Source organism: Allobosea sp., assembly GCF_036675845.1.
Classification (GTDB): domain Bacteria; phylum Pseudomonadota; class Alphaproteobacteria; order Rhizobiales; family Beijerinckiaceae; genus Allobosea.
In genome coordinates this window covers 21,806-43,958 of sequence record NZ_JAKFED010000025.1, presented here as the reverse complement: position 1 = coordinate 43,958, position 22,153 = coordinate 21,806, and the positions used below count along the sequence as shown (strand labels likewise).

Annotated in this window: 22 protein-coding genes; 8 read left to right on the top strand and 14 right to left on the bottom strand. The window is 68.1% G+C overall.

Annotated features, from left to right (window positions below; translation table 11 throughout):
* Window positions 1–18 precede the first annotated feature (18 nt).
* A complete protein-coding gene (locus V6M56_RS01620) occupies window positions 19–780 on the bottom strand; it encodes a Crp/Fnr family transcriptional regulator (RefSeq protein ID WP_332680823.1) in 762 nt (253 codons plus the stop codon).
* A 253-nt stretch (window positions 781–1,033) separates the two neighbouring features.
* On the opposite strand from V6M56_RS01620, the gene V6M56_RS01615 reads away from it, so the two are divergent.
* The 3 genes from V6M56_RS01615 (at window position 1,034) to V6M56_RS01605 (ending at window position 4,263) form a co-directional block, all read left to right on the top strand.
* Complete coding sequence (locus tag V6M56_RS01615; RefSeq protein WP_332680822.1) at window positions 1,034–2,854, top strand: ABC transporter ATP-binding protein/permease; 1,821 nt, start codon at window positions 1,034–1,036, stop codon at window positions 2,852–2,854.
* 98 nt (window positions 2,855–2,952) lie between these two features.
* Window positions 2,953–3,228 (top strand): hypothetical protein, encoded by a 276-nt coding sequence (locus V6M56_RS01610; RefSeq protein ID WP_332680821.1) that lies wholly within the window; start codon window positions 2,953–2,955, stop codon window positions 3,226–3,228.
* Window positions 3,229–3,378: 150 nt separating this feature from the next.
* A complete protein-coding gene (locus V6M56_RS01605) occupies window positions 3,379–4,263 on the top strand; it encodes a transglutaminase family protein (RefSeq protein WP_332680820.1) in 885 nt (294 codons plus the stop codon).
* A 12-nt stretch (window positions 4,264–4,275) separates the two neighbouring features.
* Here the strand turns inward: V6M56_RS01605 and V6M56_RS01600 are convergent, their stop codons facing one another.
* The 3 genes from V6M56_RS01600 to V6M56_RS01590 are packed head-to-tail and all read right to left on the bottom strand — an operon-like array spanning window position 4,276 to window position 6,689.
* Window positions 4,276–5,925: a histidine kinase dimerization/phosphoacceptor domain -containing protein gene (locus V6M56_RS01600; protein WP_332680819.1), complete on the bottom strand. Its 1,650-nt coding sequence runs from the start codon at window positions 5,923–5,925 to the stop codon at window positions 4,276–4,278.
* 1 nt (window position 5,926) lies between these two features.
* Window positions 5,927–6,487, bottom strand: coding sequence for a sigma-70 family RNA polymerase sigma factor (locus V6M56_RS01595; protein ID WP_332680818.1), 561 nt, complete (start codon window positions 6,485–6,487; stop codon window positions 5,927–5,929).
* Complete coding sequence (locus tag V6M56_RS01590) at window positions 6,474–6,689, bottom strand: NepR family anti-sigma factor (protein ID WP_332680817.1); 216 nt, start codon at window positions 6,687–6,689, stop codon at window positions 6,474–6,476. Before V6M56_RS01590 ends, V6M56_RS01595 begins: the two co-directional genes overlap by 14 nt.
* A 219-nt stretch (window positions 6,690–6,908) precedes the next feature.
* Here V6M56_RS01590 and V6M56_RS01585 point away from each other — a divergent pair, with 219 nt between their 5' ends.
* Window positions 6,909–7,703: a response regulator gene (locus tag V6M56_RS01585; RefSeq protein ID WP_332680816.1), complete on the top strand. Its 795-nt coding sequence runs from the start codon at window positions 6,909–6,911 to the stop codon at window positions 7,701–7,703.
* A 199-nt stretch (window positions 7,704–7,902) separates the two neighbouring features.
* The gene (locus tag V6M56_RS01580) at window positions 7,903–8,733 is read left to right on the top strand and encodes an extensin-like domain-containing protein (RefSeq protein WP_332680815.1); all 831 of its coding nucleotides are present in this window, start codon (window positions 7,903–7,905) and stop codon (window positions 8,731–8,733) included.
* Between the two features lie 7 nt (window positions 8,734–8,740).
* On the opposite strand, the gene V6M56_RS01575 is transcribed toward V6M56_RS01580, so the two are convergent.
* Complete coding sequence (locus V6M56_RS01575) at window positions 8,741–8,992, bottom strand: hypothetical protein (RefSeq protein ID WP_332680814.1); 252 nt, start codon at window positions 8,990–8,992, stop codon at window positions 8,741–8,743.
* A 106-nt stretch (window positions 8,993–9,098) separates the two neighbouring features.
* Between V6M56_RS01575 and V6M56_RS01570 the strand changes: the two genes are divergently transcribed.
* Together V6M56_RS01570 and V6M56_RS01565 are read left to right on the top strand one after the other, a co-directional pair.
* Window positions 9,099–9,572, top strand: coding sequence for a DUF992 domain-containing protein (locus tag V6M56_RS01570; protein ID WP_332680813.1), 474 nt, complete (start codon window positions 9,099–9,101; stop codon window positions 9,570–9,572).
* A gap of 154 nt (window positions 9,573–9,726) precedes the next feature.
* On the top strand, window positions 9,727–10,113 hold the full coding sequence (locus V6M56_RS01565) for a response regulator (protein WP_332680812.1): 387 nt from the start codon (window positions 9,727–9,729) through the stop codon (window positions 10,111–10,113).
* A gap of 29 nt (window positions 10,114–10,142) precedes the next feature.
* On the opposite strand, the gene V6M56_RS01560 is transcribed toward V6M56_RS01565, so the two are convergent.
* The 5 genes from V6M56_RS01560 to polA all read right to left on the bottom strand — a co-directional run bounded on the left by V6M56_RS01560 (window position 10,143) and on the right by polA (window position 16,988).
* Complete coding sequence (locus V6M56_RS01560; protein WP_332680811.1) at window positions 10,143–11,522, bottom strand: sensor histidine kinase; 1,380 nt, start codon at window positions 11,520–11,522, stop codon at window positions 10,143–10,145.
* A 134-nt stretch (window positions 11,523–11,656) separates the two neighbouring features.
* Window positions 11,657–12,031, bottom strand: coding sequence for a hypothetical protein (locus V6M56_RS01555; protein WP_332680810.1), 375 nt, complete (start codon window positions 12,029–12,031; stop codon window positions 11,657–11,659).
* 52 nt (window positions 12,032–12,083) lie between these two features.
* Window positions 12,084–12,446, bottom strand: coding sequence for a glycine zipper domain-containing protein (locus tag V6M56_RS01550; RefSeq protein ID WP_332680809.1), 363 nt, complete (start codon window positions 12,444–12,446; stop codon window positions 12,084–12,086).
* An 87-nt stretch (window positions 12,447–12,533) separates the two neighbouring features.
* On the bottom strand, window positions 12,534–13,715 hold the full coding sequence (locus V6M56_RS01545) for an AI-2E family transporter (RefSeq protein ID WP_332680808.1): 1,182 nt from the start codon (window positions 13,713–13,715) through the stop codon (window positions 12,534–12,536).
* Window positions 13,716–13,955: 240 nt separating this feature from the next.
* Window positions 13,956–16,988, bottom strand: a complete 3,033-nt coding sequence (gene polA, locus V6M56_RS01540; RefSeq protein WP_332680807.1) for a DNA polymerase I — start codon at window positions 16,986–16,988, stop codon at window positions 13,956–13,958.
* Window positions 16,989–17,129: 141 nt separating this feature from the next.
* Here polA and V6M56_RS01535 point away from each other — a divergent pair, with 141 nt between their 5' ends.
* Window positions 17,130–17,795: a nitroreductase family protein gene (locus tag V6M56_RS01535; RefSeq protein ID WP_332680806.1), complete on the top strand. Its 666-nt coding sequence runs from the start codon at window positions 17,130–17,132 to the stop codon at window positions 17,793–17,795.
* Window positions 17,796–17,934: 139 nt separating this feature from the next.
* On the opposite strand, the gene V6M56_RS01530 is transcribed toward V6M56_RS01535, so the two are convergent.
* The 4 genes from V6M56_RS01530 to rph all read right to left on the bottom strand — a co-directional run bounded on the left by V6M56_RS01530 (window position 17,935) and on the right by rph (window position 22,037).
* Window positions 17,935–19,161 carry an SMP-30/gluconolactonase/LRE family protein gene (locus V6M56_RS01530; protein WP_332680805.1) on the bottom strand — a complete coding sequence of 409 codons (1,227 nt, stop codon included), beginning with the start codon at window positions 19,159–19,161 and terminating at the stop codon, window positions 17,935–17,937.
* Window positions 19,162–19,322: 161 nt separating this feature from the next.
* On the bottom strand, window positions 19,323–20,525 hold the full coding sequence (gene hemW / locus V6M56_RS01525) for a radical SAM family heme chaperone HemW (RefSeq protein ID WP_332680804.1): 1,203 nt from the start codon (window positions 20,523–20,525) through the stop codon (window positions 19,323–19,325).
* Window positions 20,522–21,169, bottom strand: a complete 648-nt coding sequence (gene rdgB, locus V6M56_RS01520; RefSeq protein ID WP_332680803.1) for an RdgB/HAM1 family non-canonical purine NTP pyrophosphatase — start codon at window positions 21,167–21,169, stop codon at window positions 20,522–20,524. Before rdgB ends, hemW begins: the two co-directional genes overlap by 4 nt.
* A gap of 151 nt (window positions 21,170–21,320) precedes the next feature.
* The gene (gene rph / locus V6M56_RS01515; protein ID WP_332680802.1) at window positions 21,321–22,037 is read right to left on the bottom strand and encodes a ribonuclease PH; all 717 of its coding nucleotides are present in this window, start codon (window positions 22,035–22,037) and stop codon (window positions 21,321–21,323) included.
* Between the last annotated feature and the right edge of the window lie 116 nt (window positions 22,038–22,153).

Genomic DNA, 22,153 nt, shown 5'->3' with positions numbered 1-22,153 from the left:
CTTGGCGCGCGCGCCCGCTCAGATCAGCGGTCTTTGACTGCGTTCGCTGTCGAAGAGCAGCGCCATGCGCTCGGTCAGGCGCGGATTGAGCAGGGTCAGGCGGCCGCCCGAGAGCGAGAACAGGCCGGCGCGGCGCAGCCGCGACCAGGTCTTGCTGGTGTGGACGAGCGAGAGACCGAGCGCGTCGGCGAGATGCTGCTGGGTCAGCGGAAAGGCGAAGCTGTCCTCGCTGACCAGGTCGAGTGCTTCCGCCCGTCGGTAGAGCGAGATCAGCAGCGCCGCGATGCGCTCCGGCGCGCTGCGCTGGCCGACCGAGGTCAGGTTCTCGTCGATCAGCGATTGCTCGCGCGAGCCGAGCCAGGCGAGCTCAAAGGCGAGGGCCGGCATGTGAGAGAACAGCTCATAGATGCGCTTGCGCGGGAAGACGCAGAGCTCGACCTCGGTCACCGACTCGATGCCGTGCTGGGCGGCGCTGAGCAGCGAAGCCTGTAGGCCGACGAGATCGCCCGGCAGCAGGAAGTTGAGGATCTGGCGGCGCCCATCCGGCAGCGACTTGTAGCGGAAGGCCCAGCCCGAGAAGAGCGTGTAGAGCTCGGCATCCTCCTGGCCCGGATGGATGATGTCGGTGCCGGCCGGCAACTGGCGATGATCGAGCTTCATCGACTGGATGAAGCGGACCTCCTCGTCGCGCTTGTCCTTGAAGGCGGGCTTGAGGCGCAAGGGACAGGCGAGGCAGGGCACAGCCGCCCGGCTCCGATTGGTCGTCGAGACCATTACCATCGCGTCGCTTCCCTGCCGTCCCGTCTTCGATCGCGCGCTCTATCATGGTTCAGAGGCGGGTTCACCGATCAGGTTGATCGAACCTGATCGGACCCGGCTCCCGGCGGGCTCGGGCGACCACGTTTGTGCATCGCAATATGACCGGCGAGCCGCCCGGAACTCTCGCCCGCGCCTCGCGTTTTCCTCTGTGCCGCGAAAGCTGCCGCTTAGCAATGTTATGCGGCGCGGGCGGTAGCGACCTGGAGCCGCCTGCATGACCGAGCCTTCCCCCGTGCCGCGGCGCTCGCGCATGCGGCAGTTCTTTCGCGTGGCGCTGCGGTTCTGGACCGGCGAGAGCCGGCTGCGCGCCTGGCTGCTGACGCTGCTGGTGCTGTTCTTTGTCGCGGCCCAGCTCGCCGCCGCCGTCGGCGTCAATGCCTGGAACCGCCTGTTCTTCGATGCGCTCGAGAAGCGCGACCTCCCCGGCGTCTGGGCGGCGGTCGCCTGGCTGCCGCTGCTCGTCGCCGCTTCCGCGCTGACGCTGTCCTGCCTAGTGATCAGCCGCATGCTGCTGCAGACGCGCTGGCGCGAATGGCTGACGCGCCATGTCGCCGGCTGGTGGATCGCCGACCAGCGCTATTACCGGCTGCAGTTCGTCGCGCGCGAGCAATCCGCCCCGGAATACCGCATCGCCGACGATGTCCGCCTCGCCATCGAGCCGCTGGTCGAGTTCGCCATCGGACTGATCAGCGCGGCGGTGACGGCGACGACCTTCGCCGCCATCCTCTGGCATGTCGCCGGCTCGGCCCGCTTCACGCTCGGCGGCACCGCGTTCGTGATCCCGAGCTATATGGCGCTCGCCGCCGTGCTCTATGCCGTGGTCGCCTCGCTGGCCGCCTATTTCGCCGGCCGGCCTTTGGTGCCGCGCATCGCCGCCAAGAACGAGGCGGAGGCGCAGTTCCGGGCCGAGATGACGCGCCTGCGCGAGAATGCCGAGAGCATCGCGCTGATCAAGGGCGATGCCGATGAGCGCGATTCTGTCGGGGAAAACTATGGCCGCGTCGTCGCCGCCTGGCTCAAGGTCATCCGTCAGCAGGGCGTGATCGCGATCGTGCTCAACACCAATGGCGCGCTGTTCCCGATCGTGCCGCTGCTCCTCATTGCGCCGAAATACCTTTCCGGCGAGATCACCCTGGGCGCAGTGATGCAGGTCGTCGCCGCCTTCAGTGCCGTGCAGGCGGCGCTGATCTGGTTCGTCGACAATTTCGTGCGGCTGGCCGAGTGGTTCGCTTCCGTCACGCGCGTCGACGAGCTGGCGGAGGCGCTCGAGGGCCTCGATATCGGCACGATCATGGAAGGCGAGACCCGGATATCCCTCGGCGAGAGCGACGACGGCGCGATCCATATCGAGAATCTGTCGATCGCCCACAGCAATGGCCGCATGGTGATCGCCGATGCCTCGGTGGTGATCGGGCTCGGCGAGAAGGTGCTGATCACCGGTGAGAGCGGCACCGGCAAGAGCACGCTGATCCGGGCGCTCGCCGGGCTCTGGCCCTGGGGGTCGGGCTCGATCGAGCTGCCGCGGGGCAAGCGCCTCGCCTTCGTGCCGCAGAAACCCTATCTGCCGATGGGCAGCTTGCGCGACGTGCTGCTCTATCCGGAGGCCGAGAGCCGGGTGACGGACGAGGTCGTCGTCGCCGCGCTGCAGCGCTGCAGCCTGTCCTATCTCGCCAAGAGGCTCGACGAGGAGGAGCGCTGGGACCATACCCTCTCGGGGGGAGAGCGCCAGCGCGTCGCCTTCGCGCGGCTGCTGATCCAGAAGCCCGACATCATCATCATGGACGAGGCGACCTCGGCCCTCGACGAGGACAGCCAGAACTCGCTGCTCGGTCTGCTCGAGGACGACCTCGCCGAGGCGACCGTGATCAGCGTCGGACACCGGCCGGGCCTGGAGGACTTCCATGACCGCAAGATCACGCTCGAGAAGCGCCAGGCCGGTGCGCAACTGACCTCGAAGCGCCTCGGCAAGTCGCTCTGGCGGCTGTTCCGCGGCCGGTCGGCAGCCAATGACCCGGCCGCTCGGGAAAAAGTTTAGCTCCGAGCGATTCGGCCCCTCGCTGGAACAAACCCCTGCCGAACGGGTTGACAAGCCGAAGCCGCCGCGAGCGGTCCATGCGAATCGGGAGAGCGAAGATGACGACCACCAGCCTTGCCCCCCTCAAGCGCGCTGCCACCTTCTTCGGCGCGATGGCGCTGGTCGTGACCGCGCTAACCACGGGCGCCGCTCTGCAGAACGGCGTCGGAGAGAGCTCGCAGGCGGTGGCCGAGGCCAAGGTCCAGCGCGGCATCCCGAGCGACATCCAGCTCGCCGCGGTGAACCCGGCCGAGATGCGCCGCGATCTCGCCCATCGCGTGGTTCCGACCTCGCAGCAGGAAGCCCGCCTGAAGGGCGATACCGTCCTGCGCTGAGCGAGCGGCGGGAACCGCAGCATCGCTCGTGCGTATATGCGGAGCGCCGAAACACGAAGCCGCCGTGAGGCGGCTTTTTCCATGGCGGCGCGATGCTGCCCGGCGGCCGCCAAGCGCAGGTTTTGGCCGTGACCGTCCGTGGGGGACCAGATGTATCTGCGCATTCGCCATGCGACGACCTATCGCTATGCCTGCCCGGTCTCGTTCGGGCCGCACCGGCTGATGCTGCGTCCGCGCGATTCCTTCGACCTGCGCGTCCTCGACACCGCGATCGCGATCTCGCCGCCGGCGAGCCTGCGCTGGATGCACGACGCCTATGGCAACCCGGTCGCCACCGCGGCCTTCCAAACCGCTGCCGACACGCTGGAGATCGTCAGCGAGCTGCTGGTGCAGCGCTTCGGCTCCGCCGTCCCGTCCAACCCCGTCGAGCCTGACATCGCCTGCGCGGCGATCAGCTACAGCGCCGCCGAGCGCGCCGTGCTGCAGCCCTATCTCGAGCTTGCCGCAGCCGATCCCGGTGGCGTGCTCGACGCCTGGCTCGAGGCTTTCCGGGCCGGCATCGATGCCGGCCACCTGCTGCGCGAGCTGGCCGGCGCGATCAACCGCAGCCTCGGCTATTCCCTGCGCTATGACGAGGGCACGCAGCACCCGGTCGATACGCTCCAGATGCAGTCCGGCTCCTGCCGCGACTATGCCTGGCTGTTCATCGAGCTCGCCCGCCGCCTCGGCTTCGCCGCCCGCTTCGTCACTGGCTACATCCACGAGCGCTCGGCCGCAGATGGCGCCCTGACCTCGCTGGTCGGGTTGACCCATGCCTGGGCCGACGTCTTCATTCCCGGCGATGGCTGGATCGAGTTCGATCCGACCAATGATCTCGTCGCCGACCGGCAGTTGCTGCGCGTCGCCGTGGCACGCGTGCCGGAGGACGCCTCGCCGGTCGCCGGCAGCTATGTCGGGCCCACCGGCTCCTTCCTCGGCCTGGCGGTCGGCGTCTCGATCACGCCGGCCGCGGCGCCGGAGCCGGCGGCCGACTGATCGGGGCCGGCCCTAGTCGCGGTGCCGGATGCGCCAGATGCCGAGGCTGGCGCCCTCGGCCGGGCTGACCTCGACCGCCTCGACCTGGGTCAGGAGGCCGGCAAAGAGCCGGGGCGGCGGGATCGGCGGGGTTTCGCGGTCGGCAGTGATCGCGACCTCGATGGTGTCCTCGTCGAAATCGGTGACCGCGATGGTGATGCCGATGCCCGGCACGGCACGCAGCGTGCGCGAGACGACGTCGACGATCAGGAAGCCCAGCGGAATGATCCGGTCGATCGGCAGGGCGGCGACGGTCTCGACCTGGCCGGTGACCCATTGCGTGCGGCTGCGGACCAGGCTCGCGATCATCGCCACGACATCGTCCAGGAACAGGTCGATGCGCACCGGCTGCATCTCGCCATCGGCGAGGGTGAAGCGATAGGCGGCCGAGAGCACATGGACGCGGCATTCGGCGTCCGACAGCGCCAGCCTCGCCTCGCCGCGGTGGTCGCGCTTGGTCAGGCCGATATAGCTCTGCACCACCTGCAGGCTGTTCTTGACGCGGTGATGCAACTCGCGGACCAGGAAGCGGTTGTCGTTGAGTGCCGCCTGCAGCTTGCGCTGCCGGATCTCCTGCTCGTCCACCATCGTGTTGAACGCCTCGGCGACGCTGCGGATGTCGCGCGGCATCTCTTCCGACAGGGGCGCGTGGGCGCTGGAAAGCGTATGGCGGGCCCGCGCCGCGGCCTCGATGCCGCGCAGCCAGCGCACGCAATGCTGGTCGACCGCCTTCAGATAGACGATGCAGAGCAAGGCGAGCGTCAGCAGCGGCGCCAGCAGCAGCGCATAGAACTGCAGCGTCGCGGCCCTCTCCGCCGCCTGGTCGAAGCTGGCGATGACGTAGAGGTCGGGCGCGACCACCATGCGGGCGGCATAGGAATGTCCCCCGCCGGCGCGGCTGGCGCCCCGCCAGCGCTGGATCTCCTCGGGGGCCACCTCGTCGCGGGGCAGCCAGTTCTCGTCGCCCTGGCTGCCGCCGCGCTGGCTCACGATGCCACTGCTCCGGCTGACCATGCCGACGATGAGACCGGGATCGGCCGTGCCGAGGTCGAAGACATTGCTGAGCAGGTCGGGGCTGGCGAGCAGCAGCGCCGCCCCGTCCGAGCCGGCATGGGGATGTCGCGCGTGGATGGCGAGGAAGTGCCTGCCGTGCAGATCGACCTGGCCGTAGCGCGCCTCGGCCGTTTCGCTGCCGCCCCAGACCGGCACCGCCGGCTTCTCCTGCATCTGCGCCGAGATCCGCGCGAGATCGGCCTCGCTGACCTGCGGGTCGAGCGAGGCGGAGCAGGGCGCTCTTCCCGGGACGGCGATATGCAAGGCGAGATAGCCGGTGGTGCTGCGCAGCACATCGCCGAGGCGCCGGCAATCCGGCGCCAATTCGGGCGGCAGCGCCGCGAAGGCCGCGCTCGTCGACAGAAGCGAGCGCAGGGCGCCGCGATACCAGACCCGCGCCCGCACGGCGTAGTCATCCGCGGTGCGTGCCTGCGAGGTCTGGATCGCGTCCAGCACCGTCCGATAGGTCGAGACTGCCGCCGCCGCGGTGAGCGCGGCGATCGGCAGCGCGATTGCGACCATCAGCGCCAGCAGGCGGCCCCGGACCGTCCTGAACAGCGAGAGAGCCATCTCACCCGTTGACGATTTCCGGCCCCGCCCGCTGCACCGCCGCAGTGATCCGGTGATCCGGGCCCAGATCGTCGATGCCGCCGATCGAGAGAAGCTCCGCGAGGCGGGAGCGTGCCCGGTTGACCCGGCTCTTGATCGTGCCGATGGCCACGCCGCAGATCGCGGCGGTCTCTTCATAGGAAAGGCCGGTGGCCCCGACCATGATCAGCACCTCGCGCTGCTCTTCCGGCAGTTTCGCCAGCGCCTTGCGGAAGTCGGCCAGGTCGAGATGGCTTTCCTGGTTGCCGTGCGTCGCCAGGCGGTCGGCATAGGCGCCGTCGCTGTCCTGCACTTCGCGCCCGCGCTTGCGGTAGAGCGAGTAATAGGTGTTGCGCAGGATGGTGAAGAGCCAGGCGCGCAGGCTGGTGCCGGGCTGGAACTTCTCGGCATTGCCCCAAGCCTTGAGCAGGGTGTCCTGCACCAGATCGTCGGCGAGCTGCATCGAGCCCGAAAGCGACGCCGCAAAGGCGCGCAGATTCGGAATCTCGGCGATCAGGCCGTCCTTGAAATCATCGGCACTCATCGGACTCACCCCCGACCGGCAGGCGACGCTCCGTAGCTTCGAGCTGGGCCAGCAGCACAAGGAATTTGTCCGGGATCGGCGCGTTGATCAGGTCGTCGTAATGGGCCTTGAGCGAGCGTCCGATCGATTCCTGCACTTTCGGGTCGAGCAGCGTCTCGAATTCGGGGTCGACCTCGTCTCTCTCCGGCAATTCGGAGTTCATTGTATGCATCGCTTCCTCGCTCCAGTGGCGCGCCGGCGGCCGCGCCCACACTCTCCACACGCAAACGCTTCGCTACGCGTGGCAGCCCCCAACAAGACACTTATCCGGCCTAACAACGACCCTGAATGAAAAAGGTTCCAATCATCTAAAAAAATAATTTTCTTGTCAGAACAGTAACTTGGATGCTCTGTTCCGGCAACTTTCTACGGGGGTCGAACCATGTCCATTGCCACGGAAATCGCACCGCATCTGCCTTATCTGCGCCGCTTCGCCCGCGCCTTGAGCGGGACGCAGACGAGCGGCGACGCCTATGTCGTCGCAACGCTGGAAGCGCTCGTCGCCGATCCGGCATCCTTCCCGCGCGACGTCAGCCCCAGGCTCGGGCTCTACCGCATGTTCCTCCAGCTCTGGTCCTCGGTCGGTCTCAACGACAAGCCGACGCCGCGCGATGTCGAGCGTTCGGCGGTGGAGCGCAATCTCGAGGCGCTGACGCCGCGCCCGCGCCAGGCCTTCCTGCTGCGCACGGTCGAGGGCTTCCCGATCGAGGAGGTCGGCGAGATCATGATGATCTCGACAGTCGATGCGGCCGCCCTGGTCCAGTCCGCCGGGCAGGAGATCGCCGAGCAGGTCGCGACCGACGTCCTCATCATCGAGGACGAGCCGATCATCGCGCTCGACATCGAGACCATGGTCGAGGAACTCGGGCACCGCGTCACCGGCGTGGCGCGGACCCATCGCGAGGCGATCGCGCTCGTCGCCAAGAAGCGGCCGGGCCTCGTCCTCGCCGATATCCAGCTTGCCGATGGCAGCTCCGGCCTCGATGCGGTCAATGAGATCCTCGCTTCGATCGACGTGCCGGTGATCTTCATCACCGCCTATCCCGAGCGGCTTCTTACCGGCGACCGGCCCGAGCCGGCCTTCCTGATCACCAAGCCGTTCCAGCCTGAGGCGGTGAAGGCGGCGATCAGCCAGGCGCTGTTCTTCGACCGCCGCGCCGGCCGCAAGGCGGCTTGAGCGCCTCTGGCGCCGGAGCCGGGAACAAGCCCGCTCCGCTTCGCGTTATCCCGGTCCGGGCGACGCGAAGGAGAACCGGCATGGTCATGGCCCTGCTTGCCGCATTGATTACCGCGGTTTCGCTGGCATCGCTGTTCTACGCGGTGCTCGGCGCGTGAGGGGCCTGCCTCGGCGAAGGACCGGCGTCGCCAGGACGCCGATGGCCCTGGCGCTGGCGGCCCTGACGATATGGTTGCTCGCGGCCATCACGGTTGGGATCCCCGCTGCCCTCGCCCGGGAGGCGGTTTCCGGCAGGCCAGTCTCCACGCGCCTCCCGCCACCGCGCCCGCCGGGCTTGCCGGCAACGTCGCCGTCTCCGACCCCAACTCCTCCCGCCCCGCAGCCGCCGGCGGCGCCGGCCAGCGTTTCACCACCTGAGAAGGAGGAAGCCGCCGGCACCTGCCTGAGCGCGCTCGCGGGCGTGGCCGGCAATCAGGTCCGCGCCGCGCCGCCATCGGCCACGCTCGCTACCGAGGGCTGCACCGTCGTCGAACCGGTGATCGTCGAGGCGTTCGCCGTTCGCCGGCCGGACGGGGCGGGCGCGATCAGGTTGCTGCCGCCGCCGACCGTCAGCTGCGAGATGGCGCGTGCGCTCTCGGTCTGGTTCGACACGGCGCTGGTGCCGCTGGCGCGCGGGGCGCTGGCCAAGGAACTGACCGCACTGCGCGTCGGCGGCGGTCATGAATGCCGGCGGCGCAACGGGCAATCGCAGACGCCGATGAGCGAGCATGCGACCGGCCGGGCCCTCGACATCTTCGCCTTTGAGCTCGGCGAGGAGCGGCAGGGCGGCGAGAAGCAGCAGGGTGGGCTGGCGGTTTCGGTGGAGAAGCCCGACGGTCTGGACCAGACCCGCTTCCTCGACGCGGTCAGGCAATCGGCCTGCGGCGCCTTCATGACGGCTCTTGGGCCGGGCTCGGATGCCGCGCACGCCAATCACCTGCACGTCGACATCCAGCAGCGCCGGGCGAGTTCGTCGCGCTTCTGCCAGTGAGCGGCGATTATGACGCGATCGTGAAGATGCCCGAGGGCAAGCCGGCCGATTGCACCTGCACCAGCATCGGTGGCAGGGCGCGGCCGCAGCTGAGAGCCTCGCGACGGCGGCCGAGCTCTTGCAAGGCCGATTCGAGGTCGTTTCCCGCGCTCAGAAGTTGTTCGAGCTCCCAGAATGGCGGAAGATCGCGCGGCAGGCGCGGCGCGGGAAAGATCGGTGCCCGATTCGGATTGTTATGGTTTGGCATTTGCGCTTCCACTGCTCAGTTCCCATAACGCAGCGCACCGGATTGAGGTTCCGGATTATTCGGGAACTGTGGAGCGATTGGGGCGTTCAGGCGAGGTTTCGGATATGGGGGGAGCGCAATGGGACAATTGATCGGCGCCATCGTAGCGCTGGCCGCCGCGGCCGGGCTTTCGTTCGCGGCGGCCCCGGCGGCGGCGCAGAGCCGGGCTCCGGCGGGCAGGCTGACCTGTACGATCGGGACCGGTCTCGCCCAGGCCGTCGCCACGCAGCGCCCGCTCGAATGCCGTTTCCGGCCACGCCGCGGTCCCTTGCAGGTCTATGCCGGGATCATTCGCGGCTTCGCGCTCGATCCCAAGTCGGTCAGCCGCAGCCTGATCGCCTGGCGCGTCTACGGGCCCTATGCCCGGGCGTCCTTGGGGGCGCTCAACGGCCGCTATGCCCGGCCAGCCAATAGCGGCCCATCCCTGGTCGGCGGGATCGACCAGGACGTGCGGCTCGAGCCCAGGGCGCTGCCCCTGCAGCGCGGCGCCAATGTCGCGCTGGGCGTCACCGCCTTCGAGCTCAACCTGATGCGGAAGCCGCGCCGGCGCTGAGCAGCGCCGCTTCGATTACCTTTTGCTAACCTTACGCGCACAATTTAAGTCGAATTCGACACGTTTCTGCTCGGAAAACACGTCAGATCGGAACAAGATCGTCCGAGAGGGCGTTCATCCGGCTCACAGGCAGAAACTAGTGTGGAGCCGCGTCGTGAAGTTGGAAGGTAACCTGGAGATCATGTCCGATATCCGGATCCTCATCGTCGAGGACGATCCCTTCATCGCAATGGATATTGAGACTGCGGTGAGCGAGAAGCTCGGCGATCAGGCCGAGTTGATCGTCGTCGATTCGCTGTCGCAGGCGCGCCGCGCCGCCGACACCCCGCTCTCCTGCGCGCTTCTCGATATCGACGTGATCGGCGGCAAGACCTTCGGCATCGCCGCCGTCCTGCGCGCCAACGGCACGCCGCTCGCCTTCGTCTCGGGCTCGGCCCCCAGCGAGGTGCCAGCCGAACTGCGCGACATCCGCTTCGTGCGCAAACCGTTCTCGACCGGCGAGATCGTCCGGTTCGTCTGGGGCGCCGTCAAGGGCAATTGAGCCGCCGCGCGGGGCGCCCTTCCGCCTTGTTATTCGGAAGCCTCGTCGGCGGGCTCGCTCCGTTTCGGGAACGTCAGCGCGATGCGCGTGCCCGGCCTCGTCGCGCCGGCCGTGAGCGGGCCGGTCTCCATCCTGGCGCGCATGCTGCGTAGCAGGCTGTTGATCACCGATTTGCCGAGGCCCGCGGTCGCCTCATCGGCGGGCATGCCGACTCCGTCGTCCTCGACCGCCAATACGAGGCCACCGGGCGCATCCGGGCTCTCCGTCAGGCGGATCGTGATCTTGCCGGCCATCCCATCCGGGAAGGCGTGCTTGATGGCGTTGGTGACCAGTTCGTTGATGATGACGACGAAGGAGACGGCGTCGCGCCCGGGCAGGCGGATCCGCTCCATCGCCAGCTCGATGGTGATCGGCCGCCCTTCGGCCTGCTTGCCGATCTCGTCCAGCAGATCTTCCATATAGGGGCGCGCGTCGACCTCGTCGGCCTCGATGTCGAGGCGCAGGCGGCGCTGGCCGGCGGCGATCGCCTGGATGCGCGACTGCGCCTGTGCCAGGGCCTGCTTCACCACCGGCTCGCGCGTCTGGCGACTCTGCACGTTGAGCAGCGCCGAGACCATGGCGAGGTTGTTGCCGACGCGGTGGTTGACGTCGCGCAGCAGCGATTCGATGCGCAGGCGCTCGTTCTCGAGCTGCTGGGTGCGCTCGGTCACCCGCTGCTCGAGTTCGAGGTTCGAGCTGGACAGGAAGATGTTGCGCCGCCCGCGGCTGCGGAGCTGCAGCCAGGCGACGAAGCTGAGGCCGGCGAGGGCGACCAGGATGCCGATGCTGGCGAAGATGCGCCGGCGCGTCTCGCGCCGGCTGCGCTCGCGCAGCCGGCGGTTCTCCTGGGCCTGGATCGCGCCGGCGGTATCCCGCAGCTCCTGCATCAGGCGGTTGCCGTCGCCCTGCCGGAGCGCCGCCAGCGCCTCGTCGCGCTTGCCTTCGCGCATCAGGGTGATGGTCGTGTTCATCTCGGCCAGCTTGCGCCGGCTCAACTCGCGCGCCTGGCGCAGGCGCGCGAGTTGAGCCGGATTGTCGGCGACCAGGCCCTCGAGCGCATCGAGACCCGGCAGGACGTTGAAGCGCGATTCGTTGTAGGGGGCGAGATAGGCTTCGTCGCCGGTCAGCAGGAAGCCGCGCTGTCCGGTCTCGGCATCGAGCAGCTTGCTGAGGAAACTCTCGCTGCGCTCGCGGATGTCGATCGACTTCGCGACCAGCCGCGAGGCCTCGATCGCCTGAAGATTGATCCAGGCCGCGATCACCACGGCAATGGCCACGACGCCGATGGCGATCGCGGCCGAGGAGGCGGTGCGCAATTTTGCCGCGAAAGCGGGCCAAGCCGGCACCAGCCAGTGTGGACGGGAGTTCACCTGGGCGTTCATCGAACCTTGAATAGACGCTAGCCTGTCATAGCCCAATGTAAAAAGACAGCTCGCGCCAAGACACCCGGCTCGCGCAGGAAGCGCGCCGGCTGCGGTAGCGGCAGAAAAGACGGCGTGTCGGGCTAATGTTCCTCCTCGTCGTCCCGGCCCCGCGCCAGCTGTCTGCCGAGGACGAGGCCGAGCACGACGAGACCGCCGACCAGCCCGGCCCGCCAGCCGATCTTGCCGCTGCCGACAAGGCTGGCGGCGACCGGAGCGGCGGCCATGGCCGCCGCCAGGCGCTTGCTCGGCCGGCGCCGGCTCTTGATGTAGGCAGCGGCGGCGAAGGCAACCGCAGCGGCCAGCAGCAGCCCGCCGGCGATCCACAGGCTGGCAGCGACGGCGCCATAATGCAGCGCCAGCACCGTGTGCAGGGCGTCGAGCCCGTAGCCGGCAGCGCATGCTATCAGCAACACTGCCGCCAGATAGAGGCCATAGACGGCCGCGTTGCGGCGCACGGCGCCGCCGACCTCGCTTGCGAGTAGAGCCGGAATCCCCCCCAGCATTGGCTTAGCGCGCCGAAAGGAAGCCGACGAAGAGGCCGACCGCGGCGGCAAGTCCGAGCGCCCGCAGCGGCCGCTCCTGGATCTCGCGCACGATCAGATCCTGCAGGTCACCCGCCTGCTCCTTGGCGACATCGACCATCTTGTCCGTGTCGACGCCGACCGCCCTGAGCCTGTTGCTGACCGTTGCGGCCAGATCCTCGGCGCCGCGTGCCAGGCTGTCCTCGATCTCGCTCGCCTCGCCGCGGAGGCGGCGGCCGGTCGCCTTGGCGCGGCCGGCGACTTCGGCGGCGCCCTCGGCGACGTCGTCCTTGGCACGCTTGACCGAGGCCGCGGCCTGACGCTTGGCGGGAGTGGAGGTGGCGGCCATCAGTAAGCTCCTTCGGTGCGTGGGAATTACAGGTCAGGTGTGCGGGAATTACATTGCGGCGCCTCGTGCATGGCGCAACTCGAATCTTCAACGCGCCAAGGCGGTTGCGGTTCCGGCGGGCTGGCCTTTCGCCCCCTCGCCCTCGCCCTCGCCTTCCGCCTGCTCAAGCTCGCGCATCGCCTGGCGGTATTGCACGAACTCCTCGCGCGCCACGAGCGCGACGAGCAGGATCGGTGTCGAGAGCACGGCGCCGATCGGCCCCCAGAGCCAGAGCCAGAAGATGAAGGAGATGAAGACGAGGAAGGGCGAGATCGTCAGCCGGCGCCCGACGAAGACTGGCGTCACCGCATTGCCCTCGATCAGATGGACGACGTAGTAGGCGGTTGCCGGCCAGACTGCGACGAGGATGTGCGGGGAGGACAAAAGGCCGGCCGCGAAGAAGGCGACGGCGACGATGATCGGGCCGATGAAGGCGAGATAGTTGAGGAAGAAGGCGAGCGCCCCCCAGAATACCGGATAGGGCAGCCCGGCGAACCAGGCGATCGCCACGCTGATCAGTCCCATGCCGAGATTGACCACCGTCACCAGGCCGAAATAGCGGGCGGTACGCGTCTCGATCTCCTCGAAGAAGGCGCCGGCGGATTTGCGCGCCCCGCGTCCGAGGCAGAGCCGCAGGGTTCGCGCCTTGAGATCGCGTCGCGTCGCCAGCCAGAAATAGACGGTGGCGACGAAGATCAGCAGGCCGCCGGCGGCGGCCGTCGAGGAGATCGCGATCGAGACCAGCGGGTTGCCGTCCGAGACGCTGACCTTGGCGCCGTCATCGCCGGAGAGGTCGCCGGCGACCTGCTTGAACTCCTCCATGAAGGCCAGCACGCCGACGAGCTTCAGCTTCAGCGCGGCGACCATCTTCGGGAACTGGTCGCTCCAGGCGGCGATCGGCACGGTCAGGGTCGCGACCAGCAGGAGCAGCACCAGGACGCCGAGCAGCACCACGACGGCGGCGGCGAGATGCTGCGGCACGCCGCGCCGGACCATCGCGTCGACCGGCGGCCCGAGCACCAGGCCGAAGATCACGCCGGCCGTCACCGGCAGCGAGATCACCCTGGTGAGATAAAGCGCCGTCGTGGCGAGGATGACGAAGATGCCGATGATGGCATAGCGGACGATGAGGTCATGGTCCTGCGGCGAGATATCGCTGCCGGCCGATGTCTCCTCCTCCGGCTCCGCCATATAGCGCGGAAAGGGCTTCCAGGCGGATACATTGAGCATGGCGACGGTCCAGCGCGCGTTCGGCGCCCCCCGGCGCACTTCATGCGCTAAACGCGAAGGCAGCCGGGAAGGTTCCGGAGCGGCAGCCTTCGCGCCTAGCGCGGCTTTCGATCTGACTGAACCGTCATTGCGAGCGTAGCGAAGCAATCCAGGGGATGCAGAGCTCTGCCGCCCTGGGTTGCTTCGTCGCTGCGCTCCTCGCAATGACGGGCTCGCGATCCACACAGATCGAATGCTTCTCTAGTGCGCCTCGTCCCAGTTGCCGGCCGCGCGCGCATCGACCACCAGCGGCACCTTGAGCTGCACGGCCGGATGCGGCGCCTCGACCATCACCCTGCGGATCACCGGCAGCGCCGCCTCGACCTGGTGTTCCGGCACCTCGAAGACGAGCTCGTCATGCACCTGCAGCAGCATGCGGGCATCGAGCTTCGCCTCGGCCAGCGCATCGTCCATGCGGATCATCGCCCGGCGGATGATGTCGGCGGCCGAGCCCTGGATCGGCGCGTTGATCGCCTGGCGCTCGACGAAGGCGCGCTCCGACGGGTTCTTCGAGGCGACCGCCGGGAAATGGCAGACGCGGCCGAAGATGGTGGTGACCTGGCCGTTGGCCCGGACCGTCGTCTTGGCCTGGTCCATATAGTCGCGGATGCCGGGGAAGCGCTCGAAATACTTGCGGATATAGGCGCTGGCCTCCTCGCGCGAGATGCCGAGCTGGTTGGCGAGGCCGAAGGCCGAGATGCCGTAGATGATGCCGAAATTGATCGCCTTGGCGCGCCGGCGAACCTCGCTCGGCATGCCCTCGACCGGCACGCCGAACATCTCGGAAGCCGTCATCGCATGGATGTCGACGCCGTCGGCGAAAGCCTGCCGGAGCTGCGGGATCTCGGCGATATGGGCGAGGATGCGCAATTCGATCTGGCTGTAGTCGGCCGAGATCAGCTTGTTGCCCTTGTCGGCGACGAAGGCGGTCCGAATCTTGCGCCCGGCCTCGGTGCGGATCGGGATGTTCTGCAGGTTGGGCTCCGAGGAGGAGAGCCGCCCCGTGGTCGTCGCCGCCAGCGCATAGGAGGTGTGGACCCGGTTGGTCTGCGGATTCACGTAAGCGGGCAGCGAGTCGGTATAGGTCGATTTCAGCTTGGCGAGTTGGCGCCAGTCGAGGATGCGGGCCGGCAGCTCGTGGCCCTGCTCGGCGAGGTCCTCGAGCACGCCGGCGCCGGTCGCCCATTGCCCGGTCGCGGTCTTCTGCGCGCCTGAAAGCCCCATCTTGCCGAACAGGATGTCGCCGAGCTGCTTGGGACTGCCGATGGTGAATTTCTCGCCGGCGAGCGTATGGATCTCGTCCTCCAGCCTTGCCAGCGACTGGGCGAACTCGCCCGAGAGCCGCGACAGGATCTGGCGGTCGATGGCGATGCCGCGCTGTTCCATCTTGGCCAGCACGGCGACGAGGGGGCGCTCCAGCACCTCGTAGACCGCGGTCTTGCCTTCCGCGGCGAGGCGCGGCTTCAGCGCGCGCCAGAGCCGCAGCGTGATGTCGGCGTCCTCGGCGGCGTAGGCGGTCGCCTTCTCCAGATCGACCTTGTCGAAGGTGACCTGCGCCTTGCCGGTACCGGCGACCTCCGAATAGGGGATCGTCTTGTGGCCGAGATGCAGCTCGGAGAGCCGATCCATGCCGTGATTGTTCTTGCCGGCGTCGAGGGCGTAGGAGATCAGCATCGTGTCCTCGACCGGCGCCACGGCAAGGCCGTGGCGGGCGAGCACGAGCAGGTCGTATTTCAGGTTCTGGCCGATCTTCAGCACGCCGGGATCGGCGAGCAGCGGCTTCAGCGCCTCGACTGCGTCCGTCAGCGGGATCTGGCCTTCGAGCATGCCGCCGCCGAACAGATCGCTGCCGCCGCGATGCAGCAGCGGCACATAGCAGGCCTTGCCGGGCGCGACGGCGAGCGAGAAGCCGACGAGATCGGCCTGCATCGCGTCGAGCGAATTGGTCTCGGTGTCGAGCGCGACCTGGCCGGCCTCATAGGCCCAGCCGATCCAGCGCGTCAGATCGGCGAGGCTGCGCACGCATTCATAAGCCGAGCGGTCGACCTTGAGCTGGATCGCCTCGTCCTTGCGTGCCAGCGCGAGGTCGGCCGGCTTCAGCCAGCCATCGCCGGCGGGCGCGGCGGCGCCATTGGCCGCTGTCGCGCTCGCAGCCACGGCAACCGGGGCGGCTCCGGCGGCGATTTCGAGCCCGTCGGCACCGACATAGAGCGCCTTGAGCGCGGCGGCGCGGGCACCGCCCGGGGCGAGGTCGGGATCGGCCTCGACCGCGCCGACATCGGCGTCATAGGCCTCGGCGACGCGCTTGGTGATGGTGGTGAACTCCATCGCCTTGAGGAAGGCGATGAGCCTGCCGGGCTCCGGCTGGGCCAGCGTCAGGTCGGCGAGCGGCGTCTCGACCGCGACATCGTCGACCAGGGTGACGAGCTTGTGGGAGATACGGACCTTCTCGACCACTTCGGGATTGGTCAGGGTCTCGCGGCGCTTGGGCTGCTTGATCTCGCCGGCCCGCGCCAGCAGGCTCTCCAGGTCGCCATATTCTCCGATCAGCTGCGCCGCGGTCTTGATGCCGATGCCGGGCGCGCCCGGGACATTGTCGGTGGCATCGCCGGCGAGCGCCTGCACATCGGTGACCTTGTCCGGCAGGACGCCAAAATACTCGACCACTTCGGGCTCGCCGATGCGCCGCTCGGGCCGGAAGCCGGCGCCCTTCTTGGCATCGCCGGAGGCAGGGTCGTACATGGCGACGCCCGGCCGCACGAGCTGCATCAGATCCTTGTCGGCCGAGACGATCAGCACGTCGGCGCCGGCCTCGCGGGCCTGCTTCGCATAGGTCGCGATCAGGTCGTCGGCCTCGTAGACGTCCTGCTCGACCGGGATCAGCCCGAAGGCGCGTACCGCCTCGCGCATCAGCGGAAATTGCGGGATCAGGTCCGGCGGCGGGTCGGAGCGATTGCCCTTATAGGCCGGGTAGATCTCCTTGCGGAACGAGTTCTCGCTCTTGTCGAAGACGATGGCGAGATGCGTCGGCCTGACCCCCAGCACGCCCTCGCGGACGAACTGGAACAGCTTGGTCGCAAACAGCCGGACCGCCCCCGAGGGCAGCCCGTCCGAGCGGGCATTGTATTTCCGGTCCTGGTTGATCGACTGGAAATAGGCACGGAAGATGAAGTTCGAGCCGTCGACCAGGAAGAGATGGTCACCGGGCTTCAGGTCGGGGCTGGCGTTCGTCATGCGCGGGACCATAGGGCGGCGGGTCGGGATGGTCTATTGTGCAAGCAGGCTCGCATGGGCGATCGGAGCAGGATTCATGCGAAAAACCGGATTCCACTTTTTCGCATCCTGCTCCCGCAAGAAGCTGTCAGGAGGAAAGCGATGAATGTCTACGCCACCATGCCGCTCGCCTTCGAGGGCTGCCCCGAGGATGAGAGGCAGGCGCGCGCCGAAGCCTTCCTGACGACGATGCGCAAGCGCCGCACGGTGCGCGACTATTCCGACCGGCCGGTGCCGCGCGAGCTGATCGAGGCGGCCGTCCGCACCGCCGGCACGGCTCCCTCTGGCGCCAACCAGCAGCCCTGGGCCTTCGTCTGCATCTCCGATCCGGAGCTGAAGCGGAAGATTCGCGAGGGCGCTGAGGAAGAGGAGCGCGCCTTCTATGCCGGCCGCGCCGGCGAGGAGTGGCTGGATGCGCTCAGCCATCTCGGTACCGACGAGAACAAGCCCTTCCTGGAGAGTGCGCCCTGGCTGATCGCGATCTTCGCCCAGCGCTGGGGCCATGACGCGCAGGGGCGCAAGGTGAAGCACTATTACGTGCCGGAATCGGTCGGCATCGCCGCCGGCTTCCTGATCGCCTCGCTGCATCAGGCTGGCCTGGCGACGCTGACCCATACGCCGGCGCCGATGAACTTCCTCAACCAGCTCTGCGGCCGGCCCGACAACGAGAAGGCGCTGATCCTGCTCGTCGTCGGCTATCCGGCCGAAGGCTGCGTCGTCCCCGCCATCGGCAAGAAGCCGCTGGAGGAGATCGCGAGCTTCCTGTGAGGGCCGTACCGATCGCGTCGGAGTGTGAGCTGGCCGTCATTGCGAGCGTGAGCGAAGCAATCCAGGGGCGGCAGTGCTCTCGTCTCCCTGGATTGCTTCGTCGCTTCGCTCCTCGCAATGACTGCGAATACCGCGCCCCTCACGCCGGCGCGGCGCCTTGCGTCGCAAGGTAGACTGCATAGAGCGACTGGCTCGCCGCCATGAACAGCCGGTTGCGCTTGGGGCCGCCGAAGCAGATGTTGCCGCAGATTTCCGGCAGGCGGATGCGGCCGATCAGCTTGGCTTCCGGACTGAAGCACAGCACGCCGCTATAGCCGACGGCGCGCCCGGCATTGGATGAGGCCCAGAGATTGCCCTCGACATCGCAGCGCAAGCCGTCCGGCCCGCACTTCACCCCGTCGACCATGCAGTCCGAGAACAGCTTGCCGTTCGAGAGCTTGTTGTCGGCGCCGACATCGAAGACGTGGATGTCGCCCTTGCCGCCCGGGCCGGTATCGCCCGGGCCCTTGCCGGTCGAAGCGACATAGAGCTTCTTGTGGTCGGGCGAGAAGCACAGGCCGTTCGGGTCCGGAACCTGTTGCTCGGTGACGACGAGGTCGATGCGGCCACTCGGGTCGATCCGGTAGCAGTTCGTCGGCAGCTCGCGCTTGAAGAAGCCGATCTCGGGCGGCTGGCCGAGGCGCGGGTTGATCTTGCCATTGGCGTTGCTCGCCCCGCCGGCCGCGTCGGGTGCGCCCTCATAAAGCTGGCCGCCATAGGGCGGGTCGGTGAACCAGTAGCTGCCGTCCGGATGGGCGACGATGTCGTTGGGCGAGTTCAGGCGCTTGCCGTCGAACTTCTCCGCCAGGATCGTCACCGATCCGTCGAGCTCATAGCGCACGACGCGGCGGTTGAGATGCTCGCAGGAGAGCTGGCGCCCCTGGTAATCGAAGCTGTTGCCGTTGCTGTTGCCGGACGGTGTGCGGAAGACGCTGACGCGGCCATCGTCCTGGAGCCAGCGCAATTGCCGGTTGTTGGGGATGTCGCTCCAGACCAGATAGCGCCCCTGCGCGTTCCAGGCCGGGCCCTCGCTCCAGAGCGCACCGGTCCAGAGCCGCTGGATCGGCGCATTGGGCTGGGCGAGACCATTGAAGGAAGGATCGACCGCGATGACGTCGGGATCCCAGAAATAGGTCGTCGGGGCGCCGTGCCGGCTGAAATCCCGCGGCGGGCTGGTCACCGTGCTCGGCGGCGCCGCCGGGCCGGCCGGCGCCTGCGCGAGTGCCGTGCCAGCGCTTGCTGTCAAAGCGCCTGCGCCTGCGACCTGCAGCAACCGGCGGCGTGAAAGCGAGGGGCGTGCCTGATCCTCGATGGTCTCGTGTTTCATCTCGACCTCCCTGAGCTGGACTGTCCCGTCCTTGCCCGGGCATCGGGGGCGCCGATTGCGGCGGCGGCGTGGCACGGCCCTGACCTATGGTCATGGCCGATCCCGCCCTTGCGGGTCTTCCCCTCGATTTAAATCGGTTGAATGATCGAGAGTCGCGCCGGTCAGGCGGCGAGATCGGCGACGAGCGCGTCGAGCAGGAGGGCGCCTTCCGGGGTCGCGGCGAGCCGGCCGCCGGGCTTGGCGGTCAGGAAGCCTTCCGCGATCAGGCTGCCGATCCGGTTCGAGTTGAGCTTCCGGCCGGCGAGCTTCTCGAACACCGAAAGATCGATGCCTTCGACCAGGCGCAGCCCCATCAGCAGATACTCGTCGCCCTGCGCCTCGGCATTGAGCAGCTCGTTCTCGACCAGGGCGTCGCCGTCCGCCTCGACCCGCTCCAGCCAGCTCTCGGGCCGCTTCTCGGTCGACTGCGCCATCCGGCCGTCCGCCGTCACCAGCCTTCCATGCGCACCGGGGCCGATGCCAGCATATTCGCCATAGTGCCAATAGACCAGGTTGTGCCGGCATTCGGCGCCAGGCCGCGCATGGTTCGAGATCTCGTAGACCGGCAGGCCGTGCCTGGCGGTGATCTCCTGCGTGATCTCGTAGAGCACGGCGCCGGCATCGGGATCGGGGATGGCGAGCTTGCCGGCGCGGAAGAGCTGGTCGAAGGCGGTGCCGGGCTCGATGGTGAGCTGGTAGAGCGAGAGATGCTCGGCGGCATGGCTGATCGCCAGCTCGAGCTCGGCCCGCCACAGCGCCGGCGTCTGATTCGGCGAGCGGGCATAGATCAGGTCGAAGGAATAGCGCTCGAAATATTTCCGCGCGATCGCCACCGCATCGAGCGCTTCCTGCGTCGAATGCATCCGGCCGAGCGCCTTGAGATCGGCATCGTTCAGCGCCTGCACGCCGAGCGAGACGCGATTGACCCCCGCTGCCCTGAAATCGCGGAAGCGCCCGGCCTCGACGCTGGTCGGGTTGGCCTCCAGCGAGACCTCGCAATTGGGGTCGACCGCCCAGTGCTCGCCGATCGCCTCGAGGATGGCGCCGACGGTGCGGCCCTCCATCAGCGAGGGCGTGCCGCCGCCGAAGAACACCGAGGAGACGGTCCGTCCCGGTGCCAGCGCGGCGCGATGCGCGATCTCGCGCCGGAAGGCCGCGACATAGCGGGCCTGGTCCGGCGGCGTGTGCCGGACATGGGAGTTGAAGTCGCAATAGGGGCATTTGGCCAGGCAGAACGGCCAGTGCACATAGACGGCGAAGCCCGCATCCGCGGTCGGATGCTCCGGCACGCCGGACCGCGCGGCGAGGGCGGCCGCCGCGCTCAACCGGGTTTCCTAAGGCAGGCCGCGGCCAGCACATGGAAGGCGCGGGCGCGATGCGACAGGCCGGGCGAGCCATCGGCCGGAATGCCGTGCTTCTCGTCCGCCGTCATCTCGCCGAAGGTCTTGTGATAGCCGGCGGGCTGGAAGATCGGGTCGTAGCCGAAGCCGGAGAGCCCGCGCGGCGCGTGCACGACCACGCCGAAGACGCGGCCCTCGAACAGCTCCTGATGCCCGTCCGGCCAGGCGATCACCAGCGCCGAGACGAAATGGGCGCGGCGCTGCTCCGGTGCGGTCGCGCCGCGTTTCGCCAGCTCCGCCTGCACCCGGGCGAGCGCCGGGGCGAAATCCTTGCCGGGACCGGCCCAGTTGGCCGAGAACAGGCCGGGCGCACCGTCGAGCGCGTCGATGCAGATGCCGGAATCGTCGGCCAGCGCCGGCAATCCCGAAGCCTTCGCCGCCGCCGCCGCCTTGATCGCCGCGTTCTCGGCGAACATGTGGCCGTCCTCCTCGGGCTCGGGCAGGTTGAGCTCGCCCGCCGACACCAGCTCGACGCCATAGGGCGCCAGCAATTCGCGCATCTCGCGCAACTTGCCCTGGTTATGGGTCGCGATCACGACCTTGCCGGTGAGGGGGCGGTAGGTGCTCACTGTTGTTGCCTTTCCTGGCTCGGAAACGCGTGGTCATCCCGGGCTTGCCCCGGGATCCATCGTAGAACACGGCGCCCTTCGATGGATCCCGGATCTCCGCTTCGCTGCGTCCGGGATGACGCGATGTTTCCCAGCTCAAATATGACAGCGTTTACGCCACCGCCGCCTTCTGCAGCGTCACCAGCTTGCCGACCCCGTCCTTGGCCAGCTTCAGCAGGGCCATCAGCTCGTCCTCCGAGAACGGCGCGCCCTCCGCCGTGCCCTGGACCTCGACCAGGCCGCCGGTGCCGGTGATGACGAAGTTCGCATCGGTCTGCGCGCCCGAATCCTCGACATAATCGAGATCGATCACCGGATTGCCGGCGACGATGCCGCAGGAGACGGCGGCGACATGGTCCTTCAGCGGATTGGTGCCCTTGAGCATGCCGCGCCCTTCCATCCATTTCAGCGCGTCGTGCAGGGCGATCCAGGCGCCGGTGATCGAGGCGGTGCGGGTGCCGCCATCGGCCTGGAGCACGTCGCAATCGACCACGATCTGGCGCTCGCCGATCGCGGTCAGGTCGACCACGGCGCGAAGCGAACGCCCGACCAGGCGCTGGATCTCCTGCGTACGGCCAGAGGGCTTGCCGGAGGTGACCTCGCGGCGGGTGCGCTCATGGGTGGCGCGCGGCAGCATCGAATACTCGGCCGTGACCCAGCCCTTGCCGGTGCCGCGCAGCCAGGGCGGCCCCTTTTCCTCGACGGTCGCGGCGCAGAGCACCTTGGTCTCGCCGAAGCTCACCATGCAGGAGCCCTCGGCATAGCGCACCACGCCGCGCTCGAGCGTGACCTTGCGCATCTCGTCGGCGGCGCGCTTGGAGGGTCTCATCATCATTGTCCTGCTTTTCGGAGTTGGCGGCTTGTAGGCGCTTCAAAGGGGGGCGGCAAGGCGAGGGCTGCACATCCCACTTGATCCGCCGCGCCGGCGAAGGGACAATGCGGCAT

Coding starts and splice junctions, on each gene's coding strand:
- V6M56_RS01620 (WP_332680823.1), bottom strand. CDS start 780: ATGGTAATGGTCTCGACGACCAATCGGAGCCGGGCGGCTGTGCCCTGC.
- V6M56_RS01615 (WP_332680822.1), top strand. CDS start 1,034: ATGACCGAGCCTTCCCCCGTGCCGCGGCGCTCGCGCATGCGGCAGTTC.
- V6M56_RS01610 (WP_332680821.1), top strand. CDS start 2,953: ATGACGACCACCAGCCTTGCCCCCCTCAAGCGCGCTGCCACCTTCTTC.
- V6M56_RS01605 (WP_332680820.1), top strand. CDS start 3,379: ATGTATCTGCGCATTCGCCATGCGACGACCTATCGCTATGCCTGCCCG.
- V6M56_RS01600 (WP_332680819.1), bottom strand. CDS start 5,925: ATGGCTCTCTCGCTGTTCAGGACGGTCCGGGGCCGCCTGCTGGCGCTG.
- V6M56_RS01595 (WP_332680818.1), bottom strand. CDS start 6,487: ATGAGTGCCGATGATTTCAAGGACGGCCTGATCGCCGAGATTCCGAAT.
- V6M56_RS01590 (WP_332680817.1), bottom strand. CDS start 6,689: ATGAACTCCGAATTGCCGGAGAGAGACGAGGTCGACCCCGAATTCGAG.
- V6M56_RS01585 (WP_332680816.1), top strand. CDS start 6,909: ATGTCCATTGCCACGGAAATCGCACCGCATCTGCCTTATCTGCGCCGC.
- V6M56_RS01580 (WP_332680815.1), top strand. CDS start 7,903: ATGGCCCTGGCGCTGGCGGCCCTGACGATATGGTTGCTCGCGGCCATC.
- V6M56_RS01570 (WP_332680813.1), top strand. CDS start 9,099: ATGGGACAATTGATCGGCGCCATCGTAGCGCTGGCCGCCGCGGCCGGG.
- V6M56_RS01550 (WP_332680809.1), bottom strand. CDS start 12,446: ATGGCCGCCACCTCCACTCCCGCCAAGCGTCAGGCCGCGGCCTCGGTC.
- V6M56_RS01545 (WP_332680808.1), bottom strand. CDS start 13,715: ATGCTCAATGTATCCGCCTGGAAGCCCTTTCCGCGCTATATGGCGGAG.
- polA (WP_332680807.1), bottom strand. CDS start 16,988: ATGACGAACGCCAGCCCCGACCTGAAGCCCGGTGACCATCTCTTCCTG.
- V6M56_RS01535 (WP_332680806.1), top strand. CDS start 17,130: ATGAATGTCTACGCCACCATGCCGCTCGCCTTCGAGGGCTGCCCCGAG.
- V6M56_RS01530 (WP_332680805.1), bottom strand. CDS start 19,161: ATGAAACACGAGACCATCGAGGATCAGGCACGCCCCTCGCTTTCACGC.
- rph (WP_332680802.1), bottom strand. CDS start 22,037: ATGAGACCCTCCAAGCGCGCCGCCGACGAGATGCGCAAGGTCACGCTC.